The 24477-nt window shown below is 40.0% G+C and carries 22 protein-coding genes; 7 read left to right on the forward strand and 15 right to left on the reverse strand.

The window, feature by feature from the left end; all coding sequences use genetic code 11:
* Positions 1–8 precede the first annotated feature (8 nt).
* The 9 genes from ACJYYY_RS09955 to ACJYYY_RS09995 form a co-directional block, all read right to left on the reverse strand.
* Complete coding sequence (locus ACJYYY_RS09955) at positions 9–884, reverse strand: ROK family protein (protein WP_035314922.1); 876 nt, start codon at positions 882–884, stop codon at positions 9–11.
* Positions 885–899: 15 nt separating this feature from the next.
* The gene (locus ACJYYY_RS09960; protein WP_035314923.1) at positions 900–2237 is read right to left on the reverse strand and encodes a PTS sugar transporter subunit IIC; all 1338 of its coding nucleotides are present in this window, start codon (positions 2235–2237) and stop codon (positions 900–902) included.
* A 39-nt stretch (positions 2238–2276) separates the two neighbouring features.
* Positions 2277–2582, reverse strand: a complete 306-nt coding sequence (locus tag ACJYYY_RS09965; RefSeq protein WP_408868893.1) for a PTS sugar transporter subunit IIB — start codon at positions 2580–2582, stop codon at positions 2277–2279.
* A 52-nt stretch (positions 2583–2634) separates the two neighbouring features.
* Entirely contained in the window at positions 2635–4083 is a 1449-nt protein-coding gene (locus ACJYYY_RS09970) for a glycoside hydrolase family 1 protein (protein ID WP_035314924.1), read from the reverse strand.
* A 285-nt stretch (positions 4084–4368) separates the two neighbouring features.
* Positions 4369–5103, reverse strand: a complete 735-nt coding sequence (locus ACJYYY_RS09975) for a MurR/RpiR family transcriptional regulator (protein WP_035314925.1) — start codon at positions 5101–5103, stop codon at positions 4369–4371.
* 79 nt (positions 5104–5182) lie between these two features.
* Entirely contained in the window at positions 5183–6505 is a 1323-nt protein-coding gene (locus ACJYYY_RS09980) for a PTS sugar transporter subunit IIC (RefSeq protein ID WP_035314926.1), read from the reverse strand.
* Between the two features lie 155 nt (positions 6506–6660).
* Entirely contained in the window at positions 6661–7371 is a 711-nt protein-coding gene (locus ACJYYY_RS09985) for a MurR/RpiR family transcriptional regulator (protein ID WP_035314927.1), read from the reverse strand.
* Between the two features lie 132 nt (positions 7372–7503).
* The gene (locus ACJYYY_RS09990) at positions 7504–9318 is read right to left on the reverse strand and encodes an ABC transporter ATP-binding protein (RefSeq protein ID WP_035314928.1); all 1815 of its coding nucleotides are present in this window, start codon (positions 9316–9318) and stop codon (positions 7504–7506) included.
* Positions 9315–11039: an ABC transporter ATP-binding protein gene (locus ACJYYY_RS09995; protein ID WP_035314929.1), complete on the reverse strand. Its 1725-nt coding sequence runs from the start codon at positions 11037–11039 to the stop codon at positions 9315–9317. Before ACJYYY_RS09995 ends, ACJYYY_RS09990 begins: the two co-directional genes overlap by 4 nt.
* Before the next feature lie 240 nt (positions 11040–11279).
* Between ACJYYY_RS09995 and ACJYYY_RS10000 the strand changes: the two genes are divergently transcribed.
* Positions 11280–11663: a hypothetical protein gene (locus ACJYYY_RS10000; protein ID WP_035314930.1), complete on the forward strand. Its 384-nt coding sequence runs from the start codon at positions 11280–11282 to the stop codon at positions 11661–11663.
* Positions 11664–11867: 204 nt separating this feature from the next.
* Here the strand turns inward: ACJYYY_RS10000 and ACJYYY_RS10005 are convergent, their stop codons facing one another.
* Complete coding sequence (locus tag ACJYYY_RS10005; RefSeq protein WP_408868894.1) at positions 11868–14276, reverse strand: DEAD/DEAH box helicase; 2409 nt, start codon at positions 14274–14276, stop codon at positions 11868–11870.
* Positions 14277–14558: 282 nt separating this feature from the next.
* Between ACJYYY_RS10005 and ACJYYY_RS10010 the strand changes: the two genes are divergently transcribed.
* Positions 14559–16193: a LysM peptidoglycan-binding domain-containing protein gene (locus ACJYYY_RS10010; RefSeq protein ID WP_408868895.1), complete on the forward strand. Its 1635-nt coding sequence runs from the start codon at positions 14559–14561 to the stop codon at positions 16191–16193.
* Between the two features lie 118 nt (positions 16194–16311).
* Here ACJYYY_RS10010 and ACJYYY_RS10015 read toward each other — a convergent pair whose 3' ends face one another.
* From ACJYYY_RS10015 to ACJYYY_RS10025, 3 genes are all read right to left on the reverse strand, one after another.
* Positions 16312–16785, reverse strand: coding sequence for a hypothetical protein (locus tag ACJYYY_RS10015; protein WP_035314878.1), 474 nt, complete (start codon positions 16783–16785; stop codon positions 16312–16314).
* A 12-nt stretch (positions 16786–16797) separates the two neighbouring features.
* Positions 16798–17847 (reverse strand): lactonase family protein, encoded by a 1050-nt coding sequence (locus tag ACJYYY_RS10020; protein ID WP_035314879.1) that lies wholly within the window; start codon positions 17845–17847, stop codon positions 16798–16800.
* 81 nt (positions 17848–17928) lie between these two features.
* The gene (locus ACJYYY_RS10025; RefSeq protein WP_408868896.1) at positions 17929–18381 is read right to left on the reverse strand and encodes a thioredoxin family protein; all 453 of its coding nucleotides are present in this window, start codon (positions 18379–18381) and stop codon (positions 17929–17931) included.
* 165 nt (positions 18382–18546) lie between these two features.
* Between ACJYYY_RS10025 and ACJYYY_RS10030 the strand changes: the two genes are divergently transcribed.
* Genes ACJYYY_RS10030 through pta form a run of 3 tightly spaced genes read left to right on the forward strand, consistent with a single transcriptional unit; the run spans position 18547 to position 20212 of the window.
* Positions 18547–18792 (forward strand): hypothetical protein, encoded by a 246-nt coding sequence (locus ACJYYY_RS10030; RefSeq protein WP_035314880.1) that lies wholly within the window; start codon positions 18547–18549, stop codon positions 18790–18792.
* Positions 18793–18829: 37 nt separating this feature from the next.
* A complete protein-coding gene (locus ACJYYY_RS10035) occupies positions 18830–19213 on the forward strand; it encodes a DUF423 domain-containing protein (protein WP_035314881.1) in 384 nt (127 codons plus the stop codon).
* A gap of 21 nt (positions 19214–19234) precedes the next feature.
* Entirely contained in the window at positions 19235–20212 is a 978-nt protein-coding gene (gene pta, locus ACJYYY_RS10040) for a phosphate acetyltransferase (protein WP_035314882.1), read from the forward strand.
* 69 nt (positions 20213–20281) lie between these two features.
* On the opposite strand, the gene hemG is transcribed toward pta, so the two are convergent.
* Both hemG and hemH read right to left on the reverse strand, forming a co-directional pair.
* On the reverse strand, positions 20282–21649 hold the full coding sequence (hemG, locus tag ACJYYY_RS10045) for a protoporphyrinogen oxidase (RefSeq protein WP_408868897.1): 1368 nt from the start codon (positions 21647–21649) through the stop codon (positions 20282–20284).
* Position 21650: 1 nt separating this feature from the next.
* A complete protein-coding gene (hemH, locus tag ACJYYY_RS10050; protein WP_408868898.1) occupies positions 21651–22577 on the reverse strand; it encodes a ferrochelatase in 927 nt (308 codons plus the stop codon).
* A gap of 195 nt (positions 22578–22772) precedes the next feature.
* On the opposite strand from hemH, the gene hemQ reads away from it, so the two are divergent.
* Together hemQ and ACJYYY_RS10060 are read left to right on the forward strand one after the other, a co-directional pair.
* Positions 22773–23516, forward strand: a complete 744-nt coding sequence (gene hemQ, locus ACJYYY_RS10055; RefSeq protein ID WP_035314884.1) for a hydrogen peroxide-dependent heme synthase — start codon at positions 22773–22775, stop codon at positions 23514–23516.
* A gap of 87 nt (positions 23517–23603) precedes the next feature.
* Entirely contained in the window at positions 23604–24470 is an 867-nt protein-coding gene (locus tag ACJYYY_RS10060) for a Cof-type HAD-IIB family hydrolase (RefSeq protein WP_035314885.1), read from the forward strand.
* Positions 24471–24477 lie beyond the last annotated feature (7 nt).

Here is a 24477-nt window from a genome sequence, read left to right on the forward strand (position 1 = left end):
ACTGCATTTTAGTTTTCCAAGTAATGATAAACTGCCCCAAGCATCCCCGCTTGATTATGATGCGTTGTCGCAGCTATCACTGTATCGCGTGCACCAAACCACGCCAGTTGCTCCCTTATTTCGGCAATAAAGGTTGGCCGTTGGGTAATTCCACCACCGATAAAAATATGCGACGGATCGAATAAATAAATAAGATTGTAGAGGCTCATACATATCCCATTAAAAAACTCGGTCACCAACCGTGTACACATATAATCACCTGCATCATAACCGGCAAAAATTTCTTCGCCATTCACTTCAGCAACGGGCTTTTGCAGATGCGCTGCATATTGTTTACGCAACTGATACAAGGTTGCTTGCTCATTGACCGTATGTGTCGACGGTTGACTCGCTCCCGGTCGTTCGGTAAACATATAACCGAACTCCCCCGCTCTAAAACGAGCCCCTCTGACGAGCTTGTCATTGACATAAATACCACCGCCAACACCCGTACCAATCGTCATACATAAAAAGTTATCAAGGGTTTGAGCCTTACCAAGCCATTTTTCAGCGAGTAATGCACAATTGGCATCATTCTCAATCGCAGTTGGTAAGTGAAGTTCTTCCTCAGCCCATTTCAGCATGTTAAAATTGTCAAAGTCTCGAATCGCACCTCCCATTGTAATTAACCCTGTTTGTGGATTGACATATCCGGGAGCGCTCATGGCAATGCCTGTGACATCAGGATGATTTTTCACCCATTTTTTCATTTCGGCTAAAATTTGCAAACCATCAAAATTTACGATGGCAACCTCATTCGTTTCCAGTAATTGTCCATCGGTTTGAACAATCCCCATTTTCAAATTAGTTCCGCCAATATCGAAAGCAGCAATGTCTTTATCCATGTCAATCACATCCTCTTAGGCGACCTTTTCTTCTTCAACTCCTGCTGATGTATTAACCTTATTCGATACCATCACGAACGGTAAGTAAATGACAACTGAAATCGCTAAACAGAGTAAACCAACTGCTAAGGCACCGAAGTTACCTCCTGTTCCTAAGAAAGGAATTAACGGCCCAGGTGTTGTCCATGGGACTTGATAAGCTACCGGTGGAATTACTTTTGTTACAACAAACAGATACCCAACAACAGTGTTAATCGCTGGTGTAATAATGAATGGAATAATTAAAATCGGATTCAACACAATTGGTAAACCGAAAATAACCGGTTCATTAATGTTGAATAAGCCCGGTCCAAGCGATAGCTTCGCAATGTCACGGTAGTCTGTACGACGTGACGCGATGAAAATAGCAATCAATAAACCAAGTGTCATCCCTGAACCACCATAGTTAGAAAAGGCATCATTTAATCCACCCCAAGTAGCTGGATACGGTGCGCCCCAAGCACTACCATGAGCGGCAACATACGATAAGTTTTCCAAGTTTGGTTCTGTAAAAATTGTATCTCGAATCGCTGCAATTGTATTTGGACCATGAATACCTAAAACCCATAATACGTTTGAGATAAATCCAAGTAACACAACTGAGTAAATATTAGTTCCCATATCTTTTAATGGTGATTGAATGACTGTGTAAACCAAGTCATTAATCCCTTTTGGTGACACTAATGTAACAACATAATTAAGGACTGAGAATAAAATAGTAATGATAACGATGGGAATTAAGACTTTAAATGAACGTGAGACTGCTGGTGGCACTTGATCAGGCATTTTGATTAATAAACGTGGTGAACGTGAAAGACGACTAAATACTTCACCAACGATAATACCTACAATAATAGCGACGAATAAACCTTGTGCCCCTAAAAATTTAACAGTCATGTAAGAAGCATTATCCACTACTTCATACGGCGTATAGACGATAAAGAAGGCACCGACAGCAGTTAACCCCGCCAGTAAATCATCTTCTTTAAAGGAAATCGCTAAATTTCGTGCGACTAAGAACACAATCAAAATTGCCATAATATTAGTCGACCCTTGCATAACTGGTGTAAATAGTGCTTGGGCTGATGCTAAATTCGGAAATAGTTTCCCTAAAAACAATATTTTTGCAATGAAGCCATCAGGTGATAATACCGCAAAATTTAACAAGGTAACAATTGATCCTGCCATAATTAACGGAAACACTAAAATAAAGGCATCACGAATTGCTGCAATATGGCGCTGTGAATTCAATTTATTAGCTACAGGCACCAACATTCTTTCCATTCCACTCTCAAACTTAGTCATTATACTCATTTTTATTCCCTCCCATATCCTCTTATCGACTTTCTATTATTAGGCTTCCATTGCTTTGAAAGCTGTTTCTAATACCCCTTTGCCGTTCATCATACCATAATCTTTCATATCGATAACAAGTACTGGAATACGGCCAGCGACCGCCTTGTCAATCTGTGGTTTTTGATAACGTACTTGTGGTCCTAACATAATGATGTCTGCTGTATCAATTTTTGATGATGCTTCAGAAATTGATAACGCTTCAATCTCAACATCAATACCGATTTTTTTTGCGTGCGCTTTCATTTTGTTAACTAAGAGACTCGTTGACATTCCCGCTGCACAAACAAGTAATATTTCCTTCATGCTATTTCCTCCTAGCGGCTCAGCTAACGGACTCATCCGCCAGCTCTCCGTGTTATTTTTCATCAATTAAATTAGCACCATTGGCTGCAATTGTTTTTTTGTACCAATAAAAACTATCTTTTTTATAGCGTTTTAAGTCTTTCTCATCCGCTTCATCACGGTCAACAAATACAAAACCGTAACGTTTTTGGTAGCCGTTTAACCAGCTGAGTAAATCGGTAAAACTCCAAGTACAGTATCCAATCATCTCGACACCATCAGAAATTGCCTCTTGAATAGCAAGTGCGTGACGACGAAGATAGTCAATCCGATAATCATCGTGTATCTCAGACTCGGCTGTTAACTTATCGTATTCTCCGAGACCATTTTCAGTAATGAAGACTGGCACGCGGTAACGACTGGCAATCCGACGTAAACCGATGCGTAAACCGGTTGGGTCAATCTCCCAATCCCAGTTTGTTTTTTCTAAATAAGGGTTAGCTGCGTTTTTAAACAAGCCTGGAATCCCTTGTTCTTCGGTTGTGCCTTTTTCACCGGTCGTGTTCATCTTCCCTAGACCGACACCATCAATTGGATTAAAGGCGTTTGTCGCTGTTTGATAGTAGTTCAAGCCCATAAAATCAGGTGCCCCTTGTTTAAGCAATTCGGTATCACCTGGTAAAATGTCAGGTGCCCAGCCTTGTTCTTCTAACCAAGTAAATACCGCCTTCGGATATTCACCCCACATATAAACATCCATCCAAAAGTTAGCGTTATACTCTTCTGCATTCAAAGCCGCCAATACATTTTCTGGTTTCGAATCGATGGCATAATTTGGTCCGTAAGCAAAACTTGGTCCAATCTTGCCTGGAACGCCCAACTCACGAAAGGCTTTAATTGCCGAAGCATTCGCAAGGTTCGCATGATGATTTGCTGCGTACATGCGTTTTGGATCAGATACACCAGGTGGATGTGTCGCTAACATGTAACCATGTGAGATAAATACATTTTGTTCATTTAAGGTAACCCAATGTTTTACCTTTCCTTTAAAGCGGTTAAAGACAAGCGTCGCATAGTTCGTAAAGTCAGCAATCACTTGACGTGATTCCCAACCACCATACTGATCTTGCAAGGCTTGAGGAATATCCCAATGATATAAAGTCACGACTGGTTCAATCTGGTGAGCTAACAGTTCATCAATCAAATTCTCATAAAAGCGTAAACCTTCTTCGTTCACTGCCCCACTACCCTCAGGGAGAATACGGCTCCACGCAATCGAGAAACGATAGGCTTTTAAGCCTTGTTCTGCCATCAAGGCCACATCTTCTTTGTATTTATGGTAATGGTCTACTGCAACATCTCCCGTTGTTTCTTTAAATGTTTTCCCTGGGATGCGAACAAAGTTATCCCAAACAGATGGCCCTTTGCCACCTTGGTCCCAAGCACCCTCAACTTGATAAGCTGCCGAGGCGGAACCCCATAAAAAATCAGCTGGAAACGGACTTAAACGTTTATGTTCCATATCATGACCTCCATACTTTATTTTGTCTATACATCAAATGTATACGCTTTCACTCAATAGGTAAATACTTTTCATCTTATAAGACCGATGTACCACATGTTTGATATTTATTTCAACAATGAAACACTTTGTTTCATCAACAAAACCGAGACGTGTAAGTGTCTCGGCTCAGATTGATATTAGCGTCTACTAGCAAGGTCGTCGGGTGAGTTCAAAAATACCTCATCTCCGCAAAATAGTCGCCTCCCTTTTTCTATCAACTCGTTTGCTTCTAACGAGCTGTTTTCACTTTTCTTTGTAAAGTTCTTCATAATTTCGTTTAGCTAAGGCCTCCAACAAAAATAAGACAGGTAACTGTGTCGTTATGTTCGCATGGGTCATTTTTTCTTGAGGCACGTAATAAGATAAATTAATATCCGATAATGATGCCAATGTATTATGGGCTGTATTCGTAATACTAATAACCTTACTGCCATTACTTAGCATGTTACGTGCTTGTTCCAATACTTGTTCAGTTTCACCTGAAACCGATAAAATAATCATCACGGATTTCTTAAAAGGACGACCCACCGTTGGATAAAAGGGGTCTTTTACAAAGAAGGTTCGCTGATCTAAATTAGAAAAATAACGTGAACCATACTCCGCTAATATCCCCGAAGTTCCGATGCCAAAAAAGACGACGAGTTCTGAGGTCTTTATTAATGCAACTGCTTGTTCAAAAACCGCCTCGTAGTCAGCTGTTAAATCACGACTAAAAAAATCATTGGCAACCTTCACTGTATTATTTAACTTTTCCGGTACAGGCAACTTAGCCTCTTCTTTTAAGCGCAGTTTAAATTCGGAAAAACCTTCGCAACCGATTTTCCGTGTAAAACGGACAATGGTAGCGGCTGATACCTGTGTTGCCTCTGCTAATTCACGTACGCGCATATACATTACTTGTTCCCGATTATCTCTAATGTAACGATAAAGTTGCTGTTCAATCTCGGTAAATTGTTTAATTACTGCAGTTGTAAACATCATTATCCCCCCTGTTCCCTATTTCAATTATAGCGAATAATCGGAATGAAAGGGAACTCAAAAAAGAAACAGTCAGTTATTAATCGGTCGCTGACATCTTCACCTTGTTTGAGACAATAACAAATGGTAAATATATTAATACTGCTATTGCTAAACAAAGCAGACCTACTGCCAACGCACCGAAATTACCACCGGTACCTAAGAAAGGAATCAACGGACCAGGTGTTGTCCATGGCACTTGATAAGCCACCGGTGGAATCAATTTGGTTGTCACGAAGAAATACCCTACAACCGTATTAACAACCGGTGTGACAATAAATGGAATAATTAAAAGCGGATTCAATACAATCGGAAGACCAAATATCACCGGCTCATTGATATTGAATATTCCCGGTCCAATTGAAAGTTTAGCAATGTCACGATAATCGGCCCGACGTGAGGCAATAAAGATCGCAATCAGTAGACCTAACGTCATGCCTGAACCACCATAATTAGCAAAGGCGTCCGCCAAGCTACCCCATGTTTCGGGATACGGTGCTCCCCATGAATTTCCATGGGCAGCTACATAAGATAAATTCTCTAAGTTAGGCTCTGTAAAAATCGTATCTCTAATAGCTGCAATTGTATTAGGTCCATGAATACCGAGTACCCATAGTAAATTGGAGACTAAACCTAAAATAACAACTGAATACACATTTGTTCCCATATCTTTTAATGGGGCTTGAATAACAGAATAAACCAAATCATTGATTCCATTAGGTGATACCTTCGTAATCACAAAATTCAGCACTGAAAATAATACCGTAATCATTATAATCGGAATAAGCACTTTAAAAGAGCGGGAAACCGCCGGTGGTACTTGCTCTGGCATTTTGATTAATAGACGCGGTGAGCGAGCTAAACGACTAAATACTTCGCCGACAATAATACCAACGATAATAGCAACAAATAACCCCTGCGCCCCTAAAAACTTAACGGTCAGATAGGCTTGATTATCAATCACCTCGTAAGGTGTATAAATAATGAAAAATGCCCCAATCGCCGTCAACCCTGCTAGTAGATCATCTTGTTTGAATGATATCGTTAAATTGCGGGCAACTAAAAAGACGATTAATATTGCCATAATATTCGTCGACCCTTGCATAACAGGTGAAAAGATTGCTTGCGCTCCCGCTAAATCAGGAAACAACTTCGGTAAAAATAGTATTTTCGCAATAAAACCATCAGGTGATAATACTGCAAAGTTAAGTAACGTCACAATCGACCCCGCCATTATTAGGGGAAATACTAAAATAAAAGCATCTCGAATAGCAGCAATGTGTCGCTGTGAATTTAATTTATTCGCCACCGGCACAAGCACCCGTTCCATACCATTCTCTAGTTTTGTCATTATTCGACTCATTTCCTCACTCCTTTTCTGCCTTTGTTAGGACACTCCAAATGTAACCGTTCACTTTAGATTGGTAAATACCAATTAACGATTATGATTCAGTTACCTTGCGCATGATATTTTTACCTGAATAGGAACAACTTGTACCAACCTTAACATGTTGTTGGCTACAAACTTCCAGCAAGTTCCTCGATGATATAAAGCACCGGTACTTGTGAGTGGCGTTGTTCATCTATGACTGACACCGATTCCGTATAATAAGCGATAGTTACATCGGATAACTGGGCAAGTGTATTGTGCTGTGTGTTTGTAATGCTAATAACTTGATGGTTATTTTGTTTGAATGCCTTTAGTTGCTGTATCACTTTTTCATTTTCACCTGAGGCCGAGATTACAATTGCCACAAGCTCATCTGTTCGTTGCGCTGGTCCGAGCTGAAATACTTCTGTTGCAAAAAAACTCATCGGCCTTTTTTTACCAACCAACTGCGCACCATATTCAGCTAAAAGAGCCGATTGACCACCTCCAAAAAAAACAATAATACGTGCCTGTGAAATAATCGTGAGCGCCTCCACTATTTTTTGTTGATATTCCTTTCCTTTCACTCGCCCAAGGAATTTTTCAACATTTCGAGAGTAAGACACACGCTCGTGGTTATCCACTTGTTTCTGCCGCTGTTGCAGTTCTAGGCGGAACTCTGCAAAACCTTCACAGCCCACTTTTTTAGAAAAACGAACGATTGTCGTTGCTGACACACCACTTGCTTGCGCTAATTCACGAATTCGCATATACTTCACCTCTTGCTGATTCGCTAAAAGATACCCGTATAACCGCTGTTCTACTGCTGTCATTTTTTTCAACTGACTACCGTCTATCATTTGGCAACACTCCTCTACTTAACTCTATTATGGACCAAACCAACGTTGTAAACGCGTTCATTTTTGCACACATAAAAGACCAGAAGTGAAACAACTTCTGGTCTTTTTTACATTATTTAATTCAGTGCCGGCTTACTCAGTATCAGTAGCTGTACCGAACTGACTATTATACAAGTCTGCATAAAAACCCGCCTGTGCCATTAATTGTTCATGCGTTCCACGCTCACTAACCGCACCCTCTTGCATTACTAAGATGAGATCAGCGTCACGAATTGTAGAGAGGCGGTGAGCAATTACAAAACTTGTTCGTCCACTACGAAGGTTATCCATTGCTCGTTGCAGATTCACTTCTGTTCGTGTATCGACCGATGAAGTCGCTTCATCGAGCACAAGCATGTCACGATTAGCGATAATTGCACGGGCAATCGTTAACAGTTGTTTTTGTCCTTGCGAAATATTATTACCATCCTCATCTAAAATTGTATCGTAGCCTTCAGGTAATTTACGGATGAAATCATCCGCATAGGCAGCTTTGGCCGCCGCTTCGATGTCTGCATCGGTTGCCGCACTGTTGCTGTAACGAATATTTTCGCGAATCGTCCCATTGAACAACCACGTGTCTTGTAACACCATACCAAATTTAGCACGAACCGCTTCACGGGTCATACTTTGAATATTAACACCATCAATGTATATACTACCGCCTGTTACATCATAAAAACGCATCAAGAGATTAATAATGGTCGTTTTACCTGCTCCAGTTGGTCCAACAATCGCAACTGTTTGACCTTGGGCAACAGTAAAACTTAAATCGTTCATCAGCAACGCCTTGCTATCATAGCCAAATGAGACATGTTCAAAAGCAACACTGTTTTGATACGCTGCTTTGATGTCAGCTGTCGCTGATGGAATAATATCTAACTCATCTTCTTCATCTAACATTTCGAAAATACGTTCAGCTGAGGCAATCGTTGACTGAATCACATTTGCAATGTTACCGACATCCGAAAAGGGTTGGCTAAATTGACGAGCATATTGAATAAAGGCTTGAATATCCCCGACGTTGATACGACCATTCAAGGCATAGAATCCTCCGACAATCGCAACCCCAACGTAACCAAGATTCCCAACAAAACGCATCAACGGCATAATTAAACCCGATATAAATTGTGCTCGGCGCGCTGCCCGATAATAGCTCGCATTTCCTTCGTTGAACAACTGTAGCGACTTATCTTCTTGTTGAAATGCTTTCACTAATTGATGGCCACTATACATCTCTTCAATATGATTATTTAACAAGCCTAATTCTTTTTGCTGTTGCTTAAAGGCCGACTGTGACTTTTTAGCAACTAGTACGACAACAATTAAGCTCAAGGGCACTGTCAATAAGACGATTAAAGTGAGGTTGAAGTTGATTGTGAACATCATAATCGTAATCCCGATAATCGTCACTAAGGCTGTAATCGCCGTAGTTAGTGATTGTTGCAAAGTATTCGCAATGTTATCCATATCATTGACAGCCCGCGACAATAAATCACCATTGTTACGCTGATCATAATAGTTTAACGGTAAACGATCCATTTTCGCCTTTAATTGTTTGCGCATATCGTAGACTGTCTTTTGTGCAACCGAACTCATAATATACTGTTGAATGAAACTAAAGAAGGAACTTAACACGTATAATCCGATTAACCACATAACAATCGTACCGACTGCACCGTAATCAATCGTCCGTTCAGGACTCATCATCCCTTTAAAAATCAATGTTGTCGCCTCACCTAATATTTTTGGTGACACAATTGTAAAGATAGTTGATAAAATCGCAAAGAGGAACACAATCATTAATTTCCAGCGATACGGATGCAAGTATGTGAGCAAACGTTTAAAACTTGTTTTAAACTCTTTTGGTTTTTCGACGATTTTTTGTCCGCCTGGTCCATGACTCATGCCCATTCCTCCTCTGATAGTTGTGAACGCATAATTTCTTGATAAACCTTATTCGTTGCTTTCAATGTTTCATGCGTTCCTATCCCGACAAGTTGCCCTTCATCCATCACTAATATTTTAGTGGCATCCATCACTGAGGTAATCCGTTGGGCAATCGTAATCATAATCGAATCTTGTTCGTAAACAGCTAACGCTTGACGCAACTTGGCATCTGTTTTAAAATCCAACGCCGAAAAACTATCGTCAAAGATATATAAATCAGCTTGTTTAACTAAGGCGCGGGCAATCGCCAACCGTTGTTTTTGACCTCCTGAGAAGTTATCGCCACCTTGTTCGACCACTGCTTCCAGTTGATTGTCTAGTTCGCGTACAAATTCAGCCGCCTGAGCAATTTCTAGTGCGCGCCATAATTGTGCATCAGTTGCCTCGCCATTGCCATAGCGTAAGTTAGAAGCAATTGTGCCGCTAAACAATAAAGCCTTTTGTGGTACAAGCCCAATCCGTTTGCGTAAATCAGCTTGCGCCACTTGACGAATATCCTCTCCATTCATCAACACTTCACCTGTCGTCACTTCATAAAAACGAGTCAACATATTAATTACCGTTGATTTACCAGCACCTGTACTACCGATAATGGCAATTTGTTCACCACGATCAGCCGTAAAGCTGACCTGTTCTATTGCAGGTTTTTCGGCATGTTCGAATTGAAAGCTCACCTTATTAAAGGCGATATGTTGAATATTATCCAAGACCTGTGGTTTGACTGGATCGACAATTTCAGTTTTTAATGCGAGTACATCATTAATACGTTGCGCTGAGGCAGCCGCTCTTGGAATGAGTACGAACATCATCGCTAACATCATAAATGAGAATAACACTTGCATCCCATATTGAATAAAGGCCATTAAATTACCGACCTCTAATTCACCTTGTCCAATCAATTTCCCACCAAACCAGACAATCGCAATACTCGTAATATTCATAATTAGCATAATAACTGGCATCGCAAACGCCATTACTTTATTGGCATAGATAGCTGTTTCTGAATAGCCCTGATTAACCTCATCAAAACGTTGACGCTCATCCGCACTTTTATTGAACGCACGAATGACACGAATACCATTTAAACCTTCACGAATTACGCGATTAAGGCCATCTGTTTTCGTTTGTAATTTTTTGAAAATCGGCGTTACTTTCATCCCAATAAAAATCATTACCAACATGAGAATCGGTAGCACCACACAAAAAACAAGCGATAATTTCGCATTACGAGACACAGCCATCACGATACTACCAATTAACATGATTGGGGCAGTTAGCATCATTCGTAATATCATCATCGTTAAGGTTTGCATTTGCACAACATCATTTGATGTTCGGGTAATGAGTGATGCCGTGCCTACCTTATTAAACTCTTGTAATGAAAAAGAAGTCACGCGCTCAAAAATTTGCGCGCGTAAATCACGCCCATAAGACATCGATACTTTAGCTGAATAAAACACGATAATAATCATTAAAATAATTGTCGCAATCGTTAACCCCATCATTTGAATACCGCTCTGCCAAATATAGGCGGTATCTGCCTTAACAATACCTTTGTCGACAATATTTGCCATTATTGTTGGTAAGTAAAGCTCCGCAATCACTTCAATAAACGTCAAAATAATAATCACACTAATTGGAACCTTGTACTTTTTCAAACCACCTAACAACTTAAACATCCGTTCTCACCTCTATCATTTCTTCAATTTTACTTTCTTTTCTTTTTACATTTTTTTCGATACAGTAATTAATCTTTGTTTTTTGAAAAACACTTATCATCTGATAAGCATTTTAACACTATTATTTTTAACCGGTCAACTGATTACTCTTTCCGATCTTTCAAATCAAAACTGATTGTGATTTCAACTGATTTCGTCTACAATATAAAGTATCACGGTTTTTTGAAAGGAAGTATTATCATGCGTTTTATCGTCACCTTTTTAGCAACGCTCGTACAGTTCATTGTACTTGCCTTTATTTCATATATCATTTTATTTGATGGTAGCCTTTTACTCGGACTGATTATGTCCGTTCTTATTAGTGCTCCGGTTGTTTTTATCGGTGCCACTGCAGCTGAACTTTATTATGGCTTGCGTCATGGTAAACCTGGCCATTTTGTAGGATACGGCGCGGCCTATGGTTTTGTTGTCGCCTTGCTACTTGCCTCGATTTTACAATTATCAATTCCAATGATTATTTTAACGTGCGGCCTCGGTGTTATCTTTGTCGGAGCCCTCGGATTAACCTTCTTCTACATTCGTGGAGCAAATCCTGGCAACGCACGCAAAAAACGTCAAGCCTAAAAAGCATTTACCCGCTGATAATAAATCCCCTATAAGATGGACACGACAGAGTGTCTCTTATAAGGGATTTTTGTTTATCATGAAAAGATATGTCACTAAAAAACGACCGCCTGTGAAATACAGACAGCATTTTCAACAAGTTGTCCTTTTTTTCTAAAGGACATTTACAAAATGGTACACTTTCTGAGTTGGCAATCGCTTTTTTTAGGATTTATGCTTACTTAAATGCACCATCACTTCTTCGTTAGACTCGAGTCCCATTTCACGCATTACACGTTTCACTTCATTGACATCCAATGCTAATGTTGTTTCATCTGTACTTGAAGGAGCTGGCATCGTTAAGATTTTACGGGCATATATTTTATTACATGTCTCAATAAATTGATTATACATCGCACTCGTTTCACTTTGAAACGTAACTAACGGATTAATCTGACCGTATGCTTGTAAACCAATACCTTCTTTGATTGTTTCAACTTCATAGAGATACTCTATCCATTGTTCATCAATTGTTTCAATAAAGAGATTGCGTTCTATCTCATTAATTGAGTACATATTAAAACGCAACCGATTATCACGATACCATTGTAACAAAAAGGCTGTCCCCTCATTTTCATTTAGCTTTGTTAAGGAGACAATTCGTTTTGGTAAAGCAATCCCATCAAACAGTTCGTAGATGGCACTTTTTTTACGTTCATCCGATGCCGCTAAAGCAAAAATAGGTGAGACAATCCCACAAATTATTTGTTCTGTGAATGTCTTTGTATCCGTTAAACTAATAATTTTAAACCGTTCCGCGTAGATTTTTTGACTTTGCAAATGTAAAACTTCATCAAATTGCAATAACTGTTTACGCACATCAAAGTTATGTGCTTCACGTGCTTCTTGGGCATAACGCATTACTTTTTTTACAAAGCGCCCCTTCAAGGGCCGATCAGTTTCTGGCCGCTTTTTCGACCGGAACTTTTCCCAACGACGACTATCAAATTGTTTCAACAGTTCATCTTCTAGCGATAGGATGAATTTACTATGTCCTGGATTACCACGCCGGCCTGAACGGCCAATTAATTGCAAATCAATGCGACGACTATCAAAACGTGAAGCTCCGATAACGCATAACCCACCCCGTTTTAATGAGGCATCATCTAATTTAATATCCGTGCCACGTCCAGCCATGTTCGTTGCGATTGTTACTGCACCAAGGGTCCCAGCATTTGCTATAATCGCCGCTTCTAAACGATGATTTTTTGCATTTAAAACGTTATGTGGAATCCCTTCCCTGTTCAACAGTTCACTCAGCCATTCACTTTCTCGGATTGAGTTTGTGCCGATTAAAGAAGGACGGCCTTCTTTTAAATTATTAAAAATTTCTCGTACGATTGCCCGCCCTTTTTCTGCCTTCGTAGCATAAATTTCATCGGCTAAATCTTGGCGATTAATGCGCATGTTCGTCGGTATCACTACGACATCTAAGTTGTAAATCATTTTGAATTCTTCGGCTTCCGTTGTCGCGGTGCCTGTCATTCCCGATACTTTTTGATACATTCTAAAATAATTCTGAATCGTAATCGTAGCTAATGTCGTTGCCTCAAAATTAATCTTAACCCTTTCTTTTGCCTCTAAAGCTTGATGCATTCCATCGCTATAGCGACGTCCTGGTATTGCTCGTCCAGTATTTTCGTCAACGATAATAACTTGCTCATCCATTACGACATAATTTTCATCTTTCTTCATTAAAATATGTGCTCGCAAGGCAGTCATTGTCGCACGCATCACCGTTTGATTAATTGAATCGAACAAATCAGCTACTTGCCAAAAATATTCTGTTTTACGAATCCCCGCTTCAGTTAGCCATACCGTATGATTCAATTGATCCAAAGTATAATCATTTTCTACAAACGTTAGCAACAGACGATTTGCTCGCGCATAGAGAGAAAGATCCTCATATTTAATGCTCGAAATCACGAGGGGTGTTCGGGCTTCATCGATTAAAATTGAGTCGGCCTCATCAATCAACACAAATTCAAGACCGGTTTGCACCCGATCTTCTACGTGTTTAACCATGTTATCACGTAAATAATCAAAGCCAAATTCTGAGGCAGTCCCATAAATAACATCCCCTTGATAAATCGCTTGTTTTTCAGCCGTTGTTGCTTCATCGCTATTTAAGGTTACAGTTAATCCCATAAACTCCAACGTACGGCCAATTTCATCCCGATCTCGTTCTGCTAAATACGTATTAGCTGTAATTAAATGGACTTTTTTTCCTCGTAATACTTCACTGTATAACACAAACAGCGATACCAATGTTTTACCCTCACCTGTCTTCATTTCGGCAATGCAACCATCTGCCAGTGCCAATGCGCCAATTAACTGGACATAAGCTGCTTCAAATCCAACAACTCTGCGAATCGCCTCTCGCAAAAGAGCATAGGCTTTTACAAGATCATCTTCCGTTATATCAACATCAGCGCTGAATTTAACTCGCCAATATGTTGTTTGTTCCTTAAATTCGTTGTCATCAAAATAAGTATATAATTTACTCTGTTGTAAGATTCGTCGGGCTAAACGACGATATCCTGTCATTTGATTGTTGTGTGTACTAAGATTCATATGGATTATCCTCCTGATTGCTATTTCTTTATTATACAAGATTGTTACCAGTCTGTGTGGTTTTATCCTCTGTTTCGTCTTTTTACTTCGACAGTAAAGTCCCTTCACTACACTAAATAAACTAGTTGTTTTTTAGTCTAAAAGTAGCTATCTCACTGTTTTTTAATGACTTTCATTGTAAAACAGCATAAAAAAAGGTACTATTAAAAGTGTAACCTGTTTTTAAAAGGTAAATATTACGTAACCTACACTTATTTTAAAATGAAAAGGAGAGATTAATCGATGAAAAAACTAACACTGACACTAGCCTCTGCTAGTCTTGCAGCTACATCTATTGTTGCACCTGTGGCTGCATCTGCTTCCACGAATGTGACTGTTAAGCTCAATGACACCTTATGGGGGTTAGCCAAACAGTATAAAACGACTGTTGAAAAATTAAAACAGTTAAACAACTTGGAGTCTGATACGATTTACGTTGGACAATCATTACAAGTGTTAACAACACCTACAACACACATTGTTAAAAGCGGGGATTCGTTATGGAAAATTGCCCAAACAAATCACACGACTGTTGAGAAATTACAAGCATTCAACAACCTTCAGTCGACTATTATCTTTGTTAATCAAAAAATCGCTGTCCCTCCTGTTGACTATACAATTGATACAACGGCAGTTGTACAAAAGGCCTCAGACTCTGCACAAGAAACGCCTGTTGCAAAAGACTTAACACCAACAGATCCAGCAACAGAGCAGTCTGTAGTCGCTGAAGAAGCTCCTGTTGCTGAAGAAGCTCCTGTTGCTGAAGAAGCTCCTGTTGCCGAAGAAGCTCCTGTTGCTGAAGAAGCTCCTGTTGCTGAAGAAGCTCCTGTTGCCGAAGAAGCTCCTGTTGCCGAAGAAGCTCCTGTTGCTGAAGAAGCTCCTGTTGCTGAAGAAGCTCCTGTTGCTGAAGAAGCTCCTGTTGCTGAAGAAGCTCCTGTTGCTGAAGAAGCTCCTGTTGCTGAAGAAGCTCCTGTTGCTGAAGAAGCTCCTGTTGCTGAAGAAGCTCCTGTTGCTGAAGAAGCTGTCGATACATCAGCGTCTTCTTACACTGTCCAATCAGGTGATACATTAAGTAACATCGCTGCTTTATTTGGTACTTCTGTGGCTAAACTTGTTGCCTTAAATGATTTAGCTGATGACAATACGCTCGCAGTTGGGCAAGTATTAACTGTTAAAGGCTCTGTCGCTGAACAAGCACCGGTTGTTGAAAAAGCACCTGCTGCTGAAAAACCAGCTGAAACGGTTAATGCTACAAGTTACACAGTGAAATCGGGCGATTATTTAAGTAAAATAGCTGCCCAGTACAATGTATCAGTCAGCTACCTTGTGAATCGTAATAACCTTGCAAGCGCTAATGACTTAGTCGTTGGGCAAGTGCTTAAATTAACAGGTGCTGCTTCGTCTCAACCTAGCACACCAGCTCAATCAAATAATACATCTTCTAACACAACAACTTACAAACCATCAACACCAAAACCACAGGCCAACACAAACACATCAAGTTCAAGTTTCAGTAAATTGTTCAGTTATGCGCAACAATTCACTGGCACACAATATGTGTATGGCGGCACAACACCCGCTGGTTTTGATTGCTCGGGCTTTACCCAATATGTGTATGCAAACTCAGGCATTTCATTAAACCGTACTGCTGGTGATCAAATGGCACAAGCAAAATCAGTATCTGAAAGCCAAGCTAAACCTGGCGACCTTGTCTTCTTCTCATACAATGGTGGTTCTTCAATCGACCATGTCGGCATTTATATCGGCGGCGGTCAAATGATTAACGCTCAAAATAATGGCGTTAAGATTGATAACATTCACGTAAGTGGTTGGGGCGAATACTTAGTTGGTTTCGGTTCAATTGCAAGTTTCAACTAATCCCTTTTCATTAGCGAAAACGCCAGCCGTATTACTTTAAATAAGTAATACGGCTGGCGTTTTTTGACGCAAAAAAAGCCACCGACTGCTTGCACAGTTGGCGACTTAGATTACATTCTTAAATTGCTTTTACTAAGGTTACATTTTCGCTATCTTCTTGTGTTACCTCATAGCCCACTTTTTTCCAAAATGACACACCCGCTTCGTACCCTTTTGGTAACGTGATATCAAATTGTTTTCCACCGTCGTCTTTGGCCCATTGATGTGCAACTTTTTCAAGGAGCTCATCAAGCCCTTCTTCAACAACATCCTCAGCAATAACTAGCCATTCAATTTTAAAACGGCTACTTTCATTCGGATCTTGTAAAATATCAAGCAAGCCTTTCGCGTTATCTTCACCATCTAATAAAGCGAACGTGTATTTATTGAAGTTGGGTTTATCTGTACCGAGAACTTGTGTAACATCTGCTTCTGTAAATAAACGTTGTTTTGTTGCTTGAAAATAAAGTGGTGCTTTTTCAAACACTGAACGCACAGTATTTTCATCAGCTGGATGTAATACTTGGATATGAAAACCTTTGAAATTAGACATTGTTAGACTCCTTTAGTTTACGTTATTTAAAAATGTGATTGCTACTGTTTCAGGTACCTCAACATTTTTATTGACTACTGTTAATTGGCCATTAGCCGCATCGATTTTATATGTTGTCGCTGTGCCAGTATTTTCATTGGCTGCGATTAACACTGAACCAGTGGCATCAAGGTTAATGTCACGTGGACCTTGACCGAAGGTTGAAATTTGTTGTGCTAATGTTAATGTGCGGTCTGCTGATACATCAAAAACGGTGATGCCATCGTAACCACGATTCGATACATACAACGTTTTTTCATTTGGTGATAAACGAATCGCCGCACCCGTGTTTTCTGCTGTGAAATCAGCAGGTAACGTTGCAATCGTTTGTTTAACCGCCATTTCACCCGTTGCTTTATCAAAGCTCACAACCAACACTTCGTTTGATAACTCAGTCATAATAAAGGCAGTTTCACCATCGGCCGTAAATGTTAGATGACGTGGACCACTGCCCGCTTTCACTTTAAGCACTGAGCTGACTTCAAGGGCATTGCCATTAACTTTATATGCGTAAATTTCATCAGTTCCTAAATCAATACCGATGACAAATTTACCATCGGGAGTAAGACCTGAATAATGAGCGCACGGTTTTGTTTGACGTTCTGGATGAACACTGCTACCTGAATGGGCATCACGATAGCTCACTTGATCAATAGAACCATCAGCCTTAAGTGCAACCGCATCAATCAAGCCACGGTGATAATTGGCACTGTATAAAACGCTACCAGCTTCATTAATAGTAACATAACAAGGTGGTGCACCTTCTTCAGAGATATTATTCAAAGGGGTTAAGCTCGCGTCGTCATTAATAGCAAACGCTTGTAAGCCACCTTTTCCATCAACTTTAGCAATGCTGTATAAGAATTTATTCGATTGATCGATGGTTAAATACGTTGGATTATCAACTGCTCCAGCTAATTTAATAGCTGTTAATTCCGCCGTTTCTGTATCGATTAAGCCTGTATAAATTCCTTGACTGGTTTTCTTTGTATATGTTCCAAAATAAACGCGTTCATTACTCATAGTTATATCTCTCCCTTACATTTTGATTTCTCTCATATTATACCATTTTTTAGGTTTAACGTCTGTTGTTAAAGGGGGAACTCACTCTGTTTTATTTTTTTCTAACCATTTTTTTGCTGTCGCTTTACTTTTATCCGATGCATTAAAAATAGTTAACTTCTGCTTGCTATCACTTTTAACCAATGTTGGAACTGAGCTAATGTCTATCGTCTTTAATAAGGCATTCATGGCTTCACTGTCTTCTTCACGTGCCTCATCTGTATTATAATAATAAATTTTCATATCATTTTCCACAACTAATTCAGTTAATTTAGGTGAAAAAGTGCGACAGTATTTACAGGTGGGACGCGCCACATAAACGATGTACGGCTTGTTCGACTGTTGTAATTGCTTGAACTCTGACGTTGAAATGGCTGTATATTTGGACGTATTCATTGTTTCTTTGGCTGAAAACGGCTTAAAAAGTAGTATCGTAGCACCGATTAATACAAGGGCTGCCACCAAAATCATCCACCACTTTATCCTCTCTAACATTCCAATCCTCTCCTTCACTTTGATACTACAAGCGTAATGCTTCCATCCACTAATTGCAATTGCTTTTTTAGACGTATTCTTCTTTATTTCAGTGTATGCCTAGCTCTTTATTCATGATAGAATATAACTATAAGTAAAAATTATATACATCAGAAAGGTGATATAATGACAACACTTAAGTTATTAACTGCCATTCAAACTGAATGTGCCTTAGCTCAACAAAGTTCGGATGCTGAGCAAGCCAAACATCTTTATGCGATTCAAACATTAGCGGCTTTACTCACTGAAGATTCTGTATCAACTGCACCAACCGTTACCACTAGTACACGAATTGAGACTCAACCAAAACCGAGTGTTCCAATCGCGACAGTAACGTCAGATTACAGTGGTTCATCCTTACTCGATTTTTAATTGTGGTTTTAAATTCGCTTGAAAAGAGGTTTTACCAATGAAAAAATTTGCGCTTTTTGGTGCCAGTTTCGCACTACTCGCAGTCGCGTTAGGAGCCTTTGGCGCCCACGCGCTCAAAACCCAACTCGGTGATTCTGCAACCACTTGGGAAACAGCGGTTCATTACCAAATGTTTCATGCTGTCGCCTTAATCGTCATCGCGCTCTTAATCCAGTTATTTCGCGATGCTTTTTTCACAATTGCAGGCTGGTTAATGATTGGTGGTGTAGTATTGTTCTCAGGCAGTCTCTACACGCTCAGCCTTGTAAAGATTACCGCAATCGGTATTATCACTCCGATTGGTGGCGTTCTATTCATTACTGCTTGGATTTTTATCATTTTAGGATTAGCAAGAATTAATACATCACGTTCTATTTACTAAAATTTATAGGGGGGCTTTATATTGAATACGTTAATTAATGAATTAAAAGAAAAAGTTGTTGGCAAAAATATCCGCATTGTTTTTCCAGAAGGTAATGATGCTCGTATTGTTGCAACAGCAGCTCGTTTACATGCCGAAAAAAGTATCATTCCTGTTTTACTCGGTAACAAAGATGTGATTGCTGCTACAGCTCGTGAAGCTGGTGTAGTGATCGGTGATATCGAAACACATGATCCTGAAAATGACCCGTTATTTGATGAATTGGTCGCAGCCTTTGTTGAACGTCGTGCAGGCAAGGCAACAGAAGAACAAGCACGTCTTACCTTACGTGACCCTAACTACTTTGGTACGATGCTCGTACATATCGGTAATGTTGACGGTCTCGTAAGTGGTGCCATTCACTCAACCGGTGATACGGTTCGCCCTGCTTTACAAATTATCAAAACAAAACCCGGTATTAAAAAGACTTCAGGTGCAATGGTGATGATTGGTCGCTCTGCTCGCTTCATTTTTGCAGATGTCGCAATCAACATCAATCCTGACAGTGCCGACTTAGCAGAAACAGCAATTACAAGTGCTGAAACAGCCGCGATTTTTAATATCGATCCTAAAATTGCGATGTTGAGTTTCTCAACACATGGTTCAGCTAAATCACCTGATGCGACAGCAGTAGCTGATGCGACACACTTAGTAAGAGATGCGCGACCAGACCTCGTTATCGACGGCGAAATTCAATTTGATGCTGCCTTCGTACCTGAAGTGGCTGAGTTAAAAGCGCCTGATTCACCGTTAGCTGGTAATGCATCTGTCTTCGTTTTCCCTAACCTAAGTGCTGGTAACATTGGTTATAAACTGGTTCAACGCTTTGCGAAACTCGAAGCTGTGGGACCGATTTTACAAGGCTTAAACAAGCCTGTCAATGACTTATCACGTGGTTGTACTGCAGATGACGCCTACAAATTAGCCTTGATTACTGCTGTTCAAGCAGTCGCTGAATAAATCCAAAAAAAGCCTTCGTGAGCAATTCATCCTCACGAAGGCTTTTTTGAATCCTATAACAAACAGCGCCTATTTGTTTTTTAAGTTGTCGGCACATTCTTTTGCTAATCGAATACAATCTGGCATACCGACTCCTTCATACGACATTCCGATAAAATGAAGGTGTTTACCTGCCGTTTGTTGGCGCAGTTGTTCGACCCTCATGTGATGATTAACGGCATACTGCGGCATTGTTTCACTCATTTTACTCACTTCCACAACTTCCGGGGAAGCTGTAATTCCCATCAACGCTGATGCCTGCTGTTGGGCGAGAACAATCAGTTCACTGTCGCTCATTCGACTGATGTTCGGTTGATCGCTACGTCCTAAAAAGATACGTAATAACACACGTCCCTTTGGTACCATATGTGGCCATTTAGTATGCACCCACGTGCACGCTGTCATTTGCTCCGCTTTGGCACGCGTCATTAAAAAACCTGTTCCTTCTGGCAAAGAAGGGATCTCCGACTGGCGATAACCTAACGAGACAGTTGCTGACGAGGATACAGTTTGGCCCGCTAACGGCGAGTTCAATTCGGGTAACAGTCTAGCGACTTGGGGCTGTGTGATTGCAAATACAACCTCATCAACACTCGTTTGACTGCCATCCACAAATGTCAGTTGGTAACGCTGATTAGGTAACTCACTCACACGTTCAATGCCCTGATTCGCCTGTAATCGCTCTGGCGGTAATTGGGCAACAAGCGTATTAATTAATTGTATCATTCCACCACTTAAAGTTCGGAATGCACCGGTCGTTTTTTTTGTTCCGGTCGTAACAAATTGTTTTTGTTGTTTGCGCAAGCCTTTTAAAAGACTCCCGTGTGTATCAAGTAACTGTTCCATTGCAGGATACGTCGTCCTCAAACTCATCTGCTTTAAATCCCCCGCGTAAATACCTGAAAATAAAGGCTCAATTAAACGGTTCACCATTTCTTCACCAAAACGTTGTTCAAAAAAAGTGCCGAGTGATTGGTCACCAACTCGTGGCTCTGATCGTTTAATTAATTCATACAAAACACGAAGCTTCCCTCTAACAGTAAATAAGGGACTTTTCAAAAACGGGCCTATTTTGGTAGGAATACCCATAACCGCTCCTTCTGGAATCGGATAAAAATGCCCATGATGACAAATATACGACTGACCAGTGGCATTCGCAACAAGTTGGTTAGTTAAACCGAGATCCTTAATTAACTGCATTCCGGCTGGCTTCCGTGCTAAAAAGGAATCAGGCCCTTTTTCAATTACATAGCCTTGCTGATGAACGGTTTGAATGTGTCCACCAAACCGTGGACTTGCCTCATACAAATGCCATTCAATTGTTGGATCTGCTTGGTTAAGGTAAAAGGCAGTTGTCAACCCTGACAGCCCTCCGCCGATGATTGCTATTTTTGTCATCTCACTTTACGCGTGCTTTCAATACAACGTCTGTTATCGCTTCAATAAAGAGTGGATCTGTATTTGGCATCTTTAAGCGATGATAATTCGCGCCAATTTCAGCAACAACGTCCTTACATTCGATGTCATTATCATACAAAACTTCTAAATGCTCTGCTACAAATCCTACCGGCGCGTAAATATAGTCAGTGTAGTTTTCTTTGCTCAATTCACGTGTTAAATCCAACACATCAGGCCCAATCCATTCGTCAGCAGTTCGACCGGCACTTTGCCAACCAACGACATAATTGGTAATCCCAGCCTTTTCAGCAATTAATGCCGCGGTTTTCTTCACTTCTTGTGGGTAGTAATCGCCATCTTTTAAAATTTTAACAGGGAGGCTATGTGCCGAAAACACAAACATTGCTTTTACCTGTTGTTCAGCACTAAACTGTGCATTTAAGGCTGTAATTTGATTAGCCCAAAAAGCGATAAACTTTGGTTCTTCATACCAACGTAAAATTTTAGTCAGCTTGATGTCAGCACCCAATTCGTCGATTTTAGCTTGCGCTCGTGAATGATACGTTTGCGTACTAAAGCCAGAATATTGTGGTGCCAATACGATACCATAAGCTTCTGAGATACCATCCGCCGCCATCTCAGTTACGGCATCTTCAATCCATGGTTCAATATGTTTTAAGCCAATGTAAACTTTGTACTCAACATCGGTTTGTGTCTTATTTAACGAGGCTTGTAACTTCGCAGCCTGTGCATCCGTAATACGGGCCAATGGTGAAATCCCCCCAATATCACGGTATCGCCCTGCTAATTCGTCATATAACGCTTGTGTTGGTGCATGACCATGACGAATATCTGTATAGTAACGTAAAATATCTTCCTCTTTATACGGTGTACCGTAAGCCATCACTAATAATCCAATTTTTTTCAACAAAAAAACCTCCAATTATCTTAATTAACTACAGTCTAACATAGTTATTTAGAATAACTATTATCTAAAACGCCTGAAATGTTACTATTTAGTGTCCATTCTCAAAATTTTCTATTGAGATATCAGACATATTTGTCTTTTGCAATCACATCATCACGTATAATGAAGATACTAATTAAAAGAGGAGCGATAATAATGGTAGAAGCAGTTAAAACACATGATGGCTGGTATTGCATGCATGATTTCCGTAAAATAGATTGGGCTAAATGGCGTACCTTAACACAAGAGAAACGTTCACATTTAATCAGCGATTTTATCAGTTTTATTGATTCACTTGAGAAAATAGCAGAAGAAAAGACCGGGAGCTTCTATCTTTTTGATGTAACAGGTCACAAGGCTGATTTAGGTTTTATGTTATTGAGACCGGAGTTAAGTGATTTAAATCAAATTGAAAGTCAGTTTAACAAACTGGAAATTGCAGACTATTTTATTCGTGTTCATTCATACATCTCCGTGATTGAATTAAGCACCTACACTGGTGATTCAACCGATCCTAAAGTGATGAAACACATCCAAAATAGACTCTATCCGCAATTACCTCTTAATAAATATATTTGTTTTTATCCAATGAATAAAAAGCGTGACGGTGATGACAACTGGTACCGTCTACCGATGAATGAGCGGCAACAGCTGATGCGTGATCATGGGATGATTGGCCGCCAATACGCTGGACAAATTCGTCAATTCATTACAGGTTCAATCGGCTTAGATGATCATGAATGGGGCGTTACTTTATTTAGCAACGATGCCTTACAGTTCAAAAAAATTGTCTATGAAATGCGTTTTGATGAGGCAAGCTCTCGTTACGGTGACTTCCCTTACTTTATGGTAGGTGTTCATCTCAAAAAAGAAGCTGTCCCTGCCTTTCTTTCCTTATAATGATGATTAAATTCCTTCGATAACACAAAAAACATTAAAAACGTGGTAGACTATAGCTAGGTATTAATGACTTTGAAGGAGGATTTTATGATTCAATTAATTGCAACAGACATGGACGGGACATTACTCGGAAATGATGCGAAAATCACACAAGCAAATGCACAAGCGATTAAAGCCGCACAAACAAAAGGATGTCAAGTCGTTGTGGCTACTGGTCGAGACTATGCCAGCGCTTCAGAATTAATAGCCGCACAAAACTTAAACGATGTTCAACTTATTTGTTTGAACGGGGCCCAAACCCGCTCTGCTAAAGGCGATTTACTAGAAGAAATCACCTTCCCTATCGCGGATATTTTAAGCGTTTATCATGCCTTAAAAGACGAAAAAGTTATTTTCCAAGTGTATACGTCAACTGATGTATACGGTGAAAATCGCGACGAAACGATTGCTTTACTAAGCGAATACTTTTTAAGTATTAACGAGCAACTTCAGACAGAAGATGCGATTGCAATGTCGACTGAATTCACAGATCAACACATTCCTCATTTTGTGGATGACTTCGAGGTCTTTTTAAACAGTTATACAGCTGAATCCTTCTTAAAAATCATTGTATCAGGGTACCGTAAAGACCTGATTGACTATCTCACACCAAAACTAGCACATCTCGATGCAATCGCTATCTCCGCATCAGGTGGTAATAATATTGAAATCACCCATAAAGATGCCCAAAAAGGGATTGCACTACGTCAGCTGGCCCAAAAGTCTAACATTGCACTGAATAATGTGATGGCCATTGGTGATAATTTAAACGATTTATCAATGTTAAGTGTTGTTGGTCATCCGATTGCGATGGGAAATGCGGTCACCACCGTGAAAGAAACGGCCAAATATACAACGAAACATAATTACGATAGTGGTGTCGCCCATGCGATTACTAAGTTCGTTTTAAACTAAAAACACT

Origin of the sequence: Brochothrix campestris, from assembly GCF_046058945.1 — a bacterium.
GTDB lineage: Bacteria > Bacillota > Bacilli > Lactobacillales > Listeriaceae > Brochothrix > Brochothrix campestris.

What these genes read in the sequence shown, in the direction of transcription:
- ACJYYY_RS10000 (WP_035314930.1), top strand. Translation starts at nt 11,280, where the DNA reads ATGCGTTTTATCGTCACCTTTTTAGCAACGCTCGTACAGTTCATTGTA.
- hemG (WP_408868897.1), bottom strand. Translation starts at nt 21,649, where the DNA reads ATGACAAAAATAGCAATCATCGGCGGAGGGCTGTCAGGGTTGACAACT.
- ACJYYY_RS10010 (WP_408868895.1), top strand. Translation starts at nt 14,559, where the DNA reads ATGAAAAAACTAACACTGACACTAGCCTCTGCTAGTCTTGCAGCTACA.
- ACJYYY_RS09960 (WP_035314923.1), bottom strand. Translation starts at nt 2,237, where the DNA reads ATGAGTATAATGACTAAGTTTGAGAGTGGAATGGAAAGAATGTTGGTG.
- ACJYYY_RS09965 (WP_408868893.1), bottom strand. Translation starts at nt 2,582, where the DNA reads ATGAAGGAAATATTACTTGTTTGTGCAGCGGGAATGTCAACGAGTCTC.
- ACJYYY_RS10035 (WP_035314881.1), top strand. Translation starts at nt 18,830, where the DNA reads ATGAAAAAATTTGCGCTTTTTGGTGCCAGTTTCGCACTACTCGCAGTC.
- ACJYYY_RS09955 (WP_035314922.1), bottom strand. Translation starts at nt 884, where the DNA reads ATGGATAAAGACATTGCTGCTTTCGATATTGGCGGAACTAATTTGAAA.
- ACJYYY_RS10025 (WP_408868896.1), bottom strand. Translation starts at nt 18,381, where the DNA reads ATGTTAGAGAGGATAAAGTGGTGGATGATTTTGGTGGCAGCCCTTGTA.
- ACJYYY_RS09970 (WP_035314924.1), bottom strand. Translation starts at nt 4,083, where the DNA reads ATGGAACATAAACGTTTAAGTCCGTTTCCAGCTGATTTTTTATGGGGT.
- ACJYYY_RS09980 (WP_035314926.1), bottom strand. Translation starts at nt 6,505, where the DNA reads ATGAGTCGAATAATGACAAAACTAGAGAATGGTATGGAACGGGTGCTT.
- ACJYYY_RS09975 (WP_035314925.1), bottom strand. Translation starts at nt 5,103, where the DNA reads ATGTTTACAACTGCAGTAATTAAACAATTTACCGAGATTGAACAGCAA.
- ACJYYY_RS09995 (WP_035314929.1), bottom strand. Translation starts at nt 11,039, where the DNA reads ATGTTTAAGTTGTTAGGTGGTTTGAAAAAGTACAAGGTTCCAATTAGT.
- ACJYYY_RS10060 (WP_035314885.1), top strand. Translation starts at nt 23,604, where the DNA reads ATGATTCAATTAATTGCAACAGACATGGACGGGACATTACTCGGAAAT.
- ACJYYY_RS10005 (WP_408868894.1), bottom strand. Translation starts at nt 14,276, where the DNA reads ATGAATCTTAGTACACACAACAATCAAATGACAGGATATCGTCGTTTA.
- ACJYYY_RS10020 (WP_035314879.1), bottom strand. Translation starts at nt 17,847, where the DNA reads ATGAGTAATGAACGCGTTTATTTTGGAACATATACAAAGAAAACCAGT.
- ACJYYY_RS10030 (WP_035314880.1), top strand. Translation starts at nt 18,547, where the DNA reads ATGACAACACTTAAGTTATTAACTGCCATTCAAACTGAATGTGCCTTA.
- ACJYYY_RS09990 (WP_035314928.1), bottom strand. Translation starts at nt 9,318, where the DNA reads ATGAGTCATGGACCAGGCGGACAAAAAATCGTCGAAAAACCAAAAGAG.
- ACJYYY_RS09985 (WP_035314927.1), bottom strand. Translation starts at nt 7,371, where the DNA reads ATGATAGACGGTAGTCAGTTGAAAAAAATGACAGCAGTAGAACAGCGG.
- hemQ (WP_035314884.1), top strand. Translation starts at nt 22,773, where the DNA reads ATGGTAGAAGCAGTTAAAACACATGATGGCTGGTATTGCATGCATGAT.
- ACJYYY_RS10015 (WP_035314878.1), bottom strand. Translation starts at nt 16,785, where the DNA reads ATGTCTAATTTCAAAGGTTTTCATATCCAAGTATTACATCCAGCTGAT.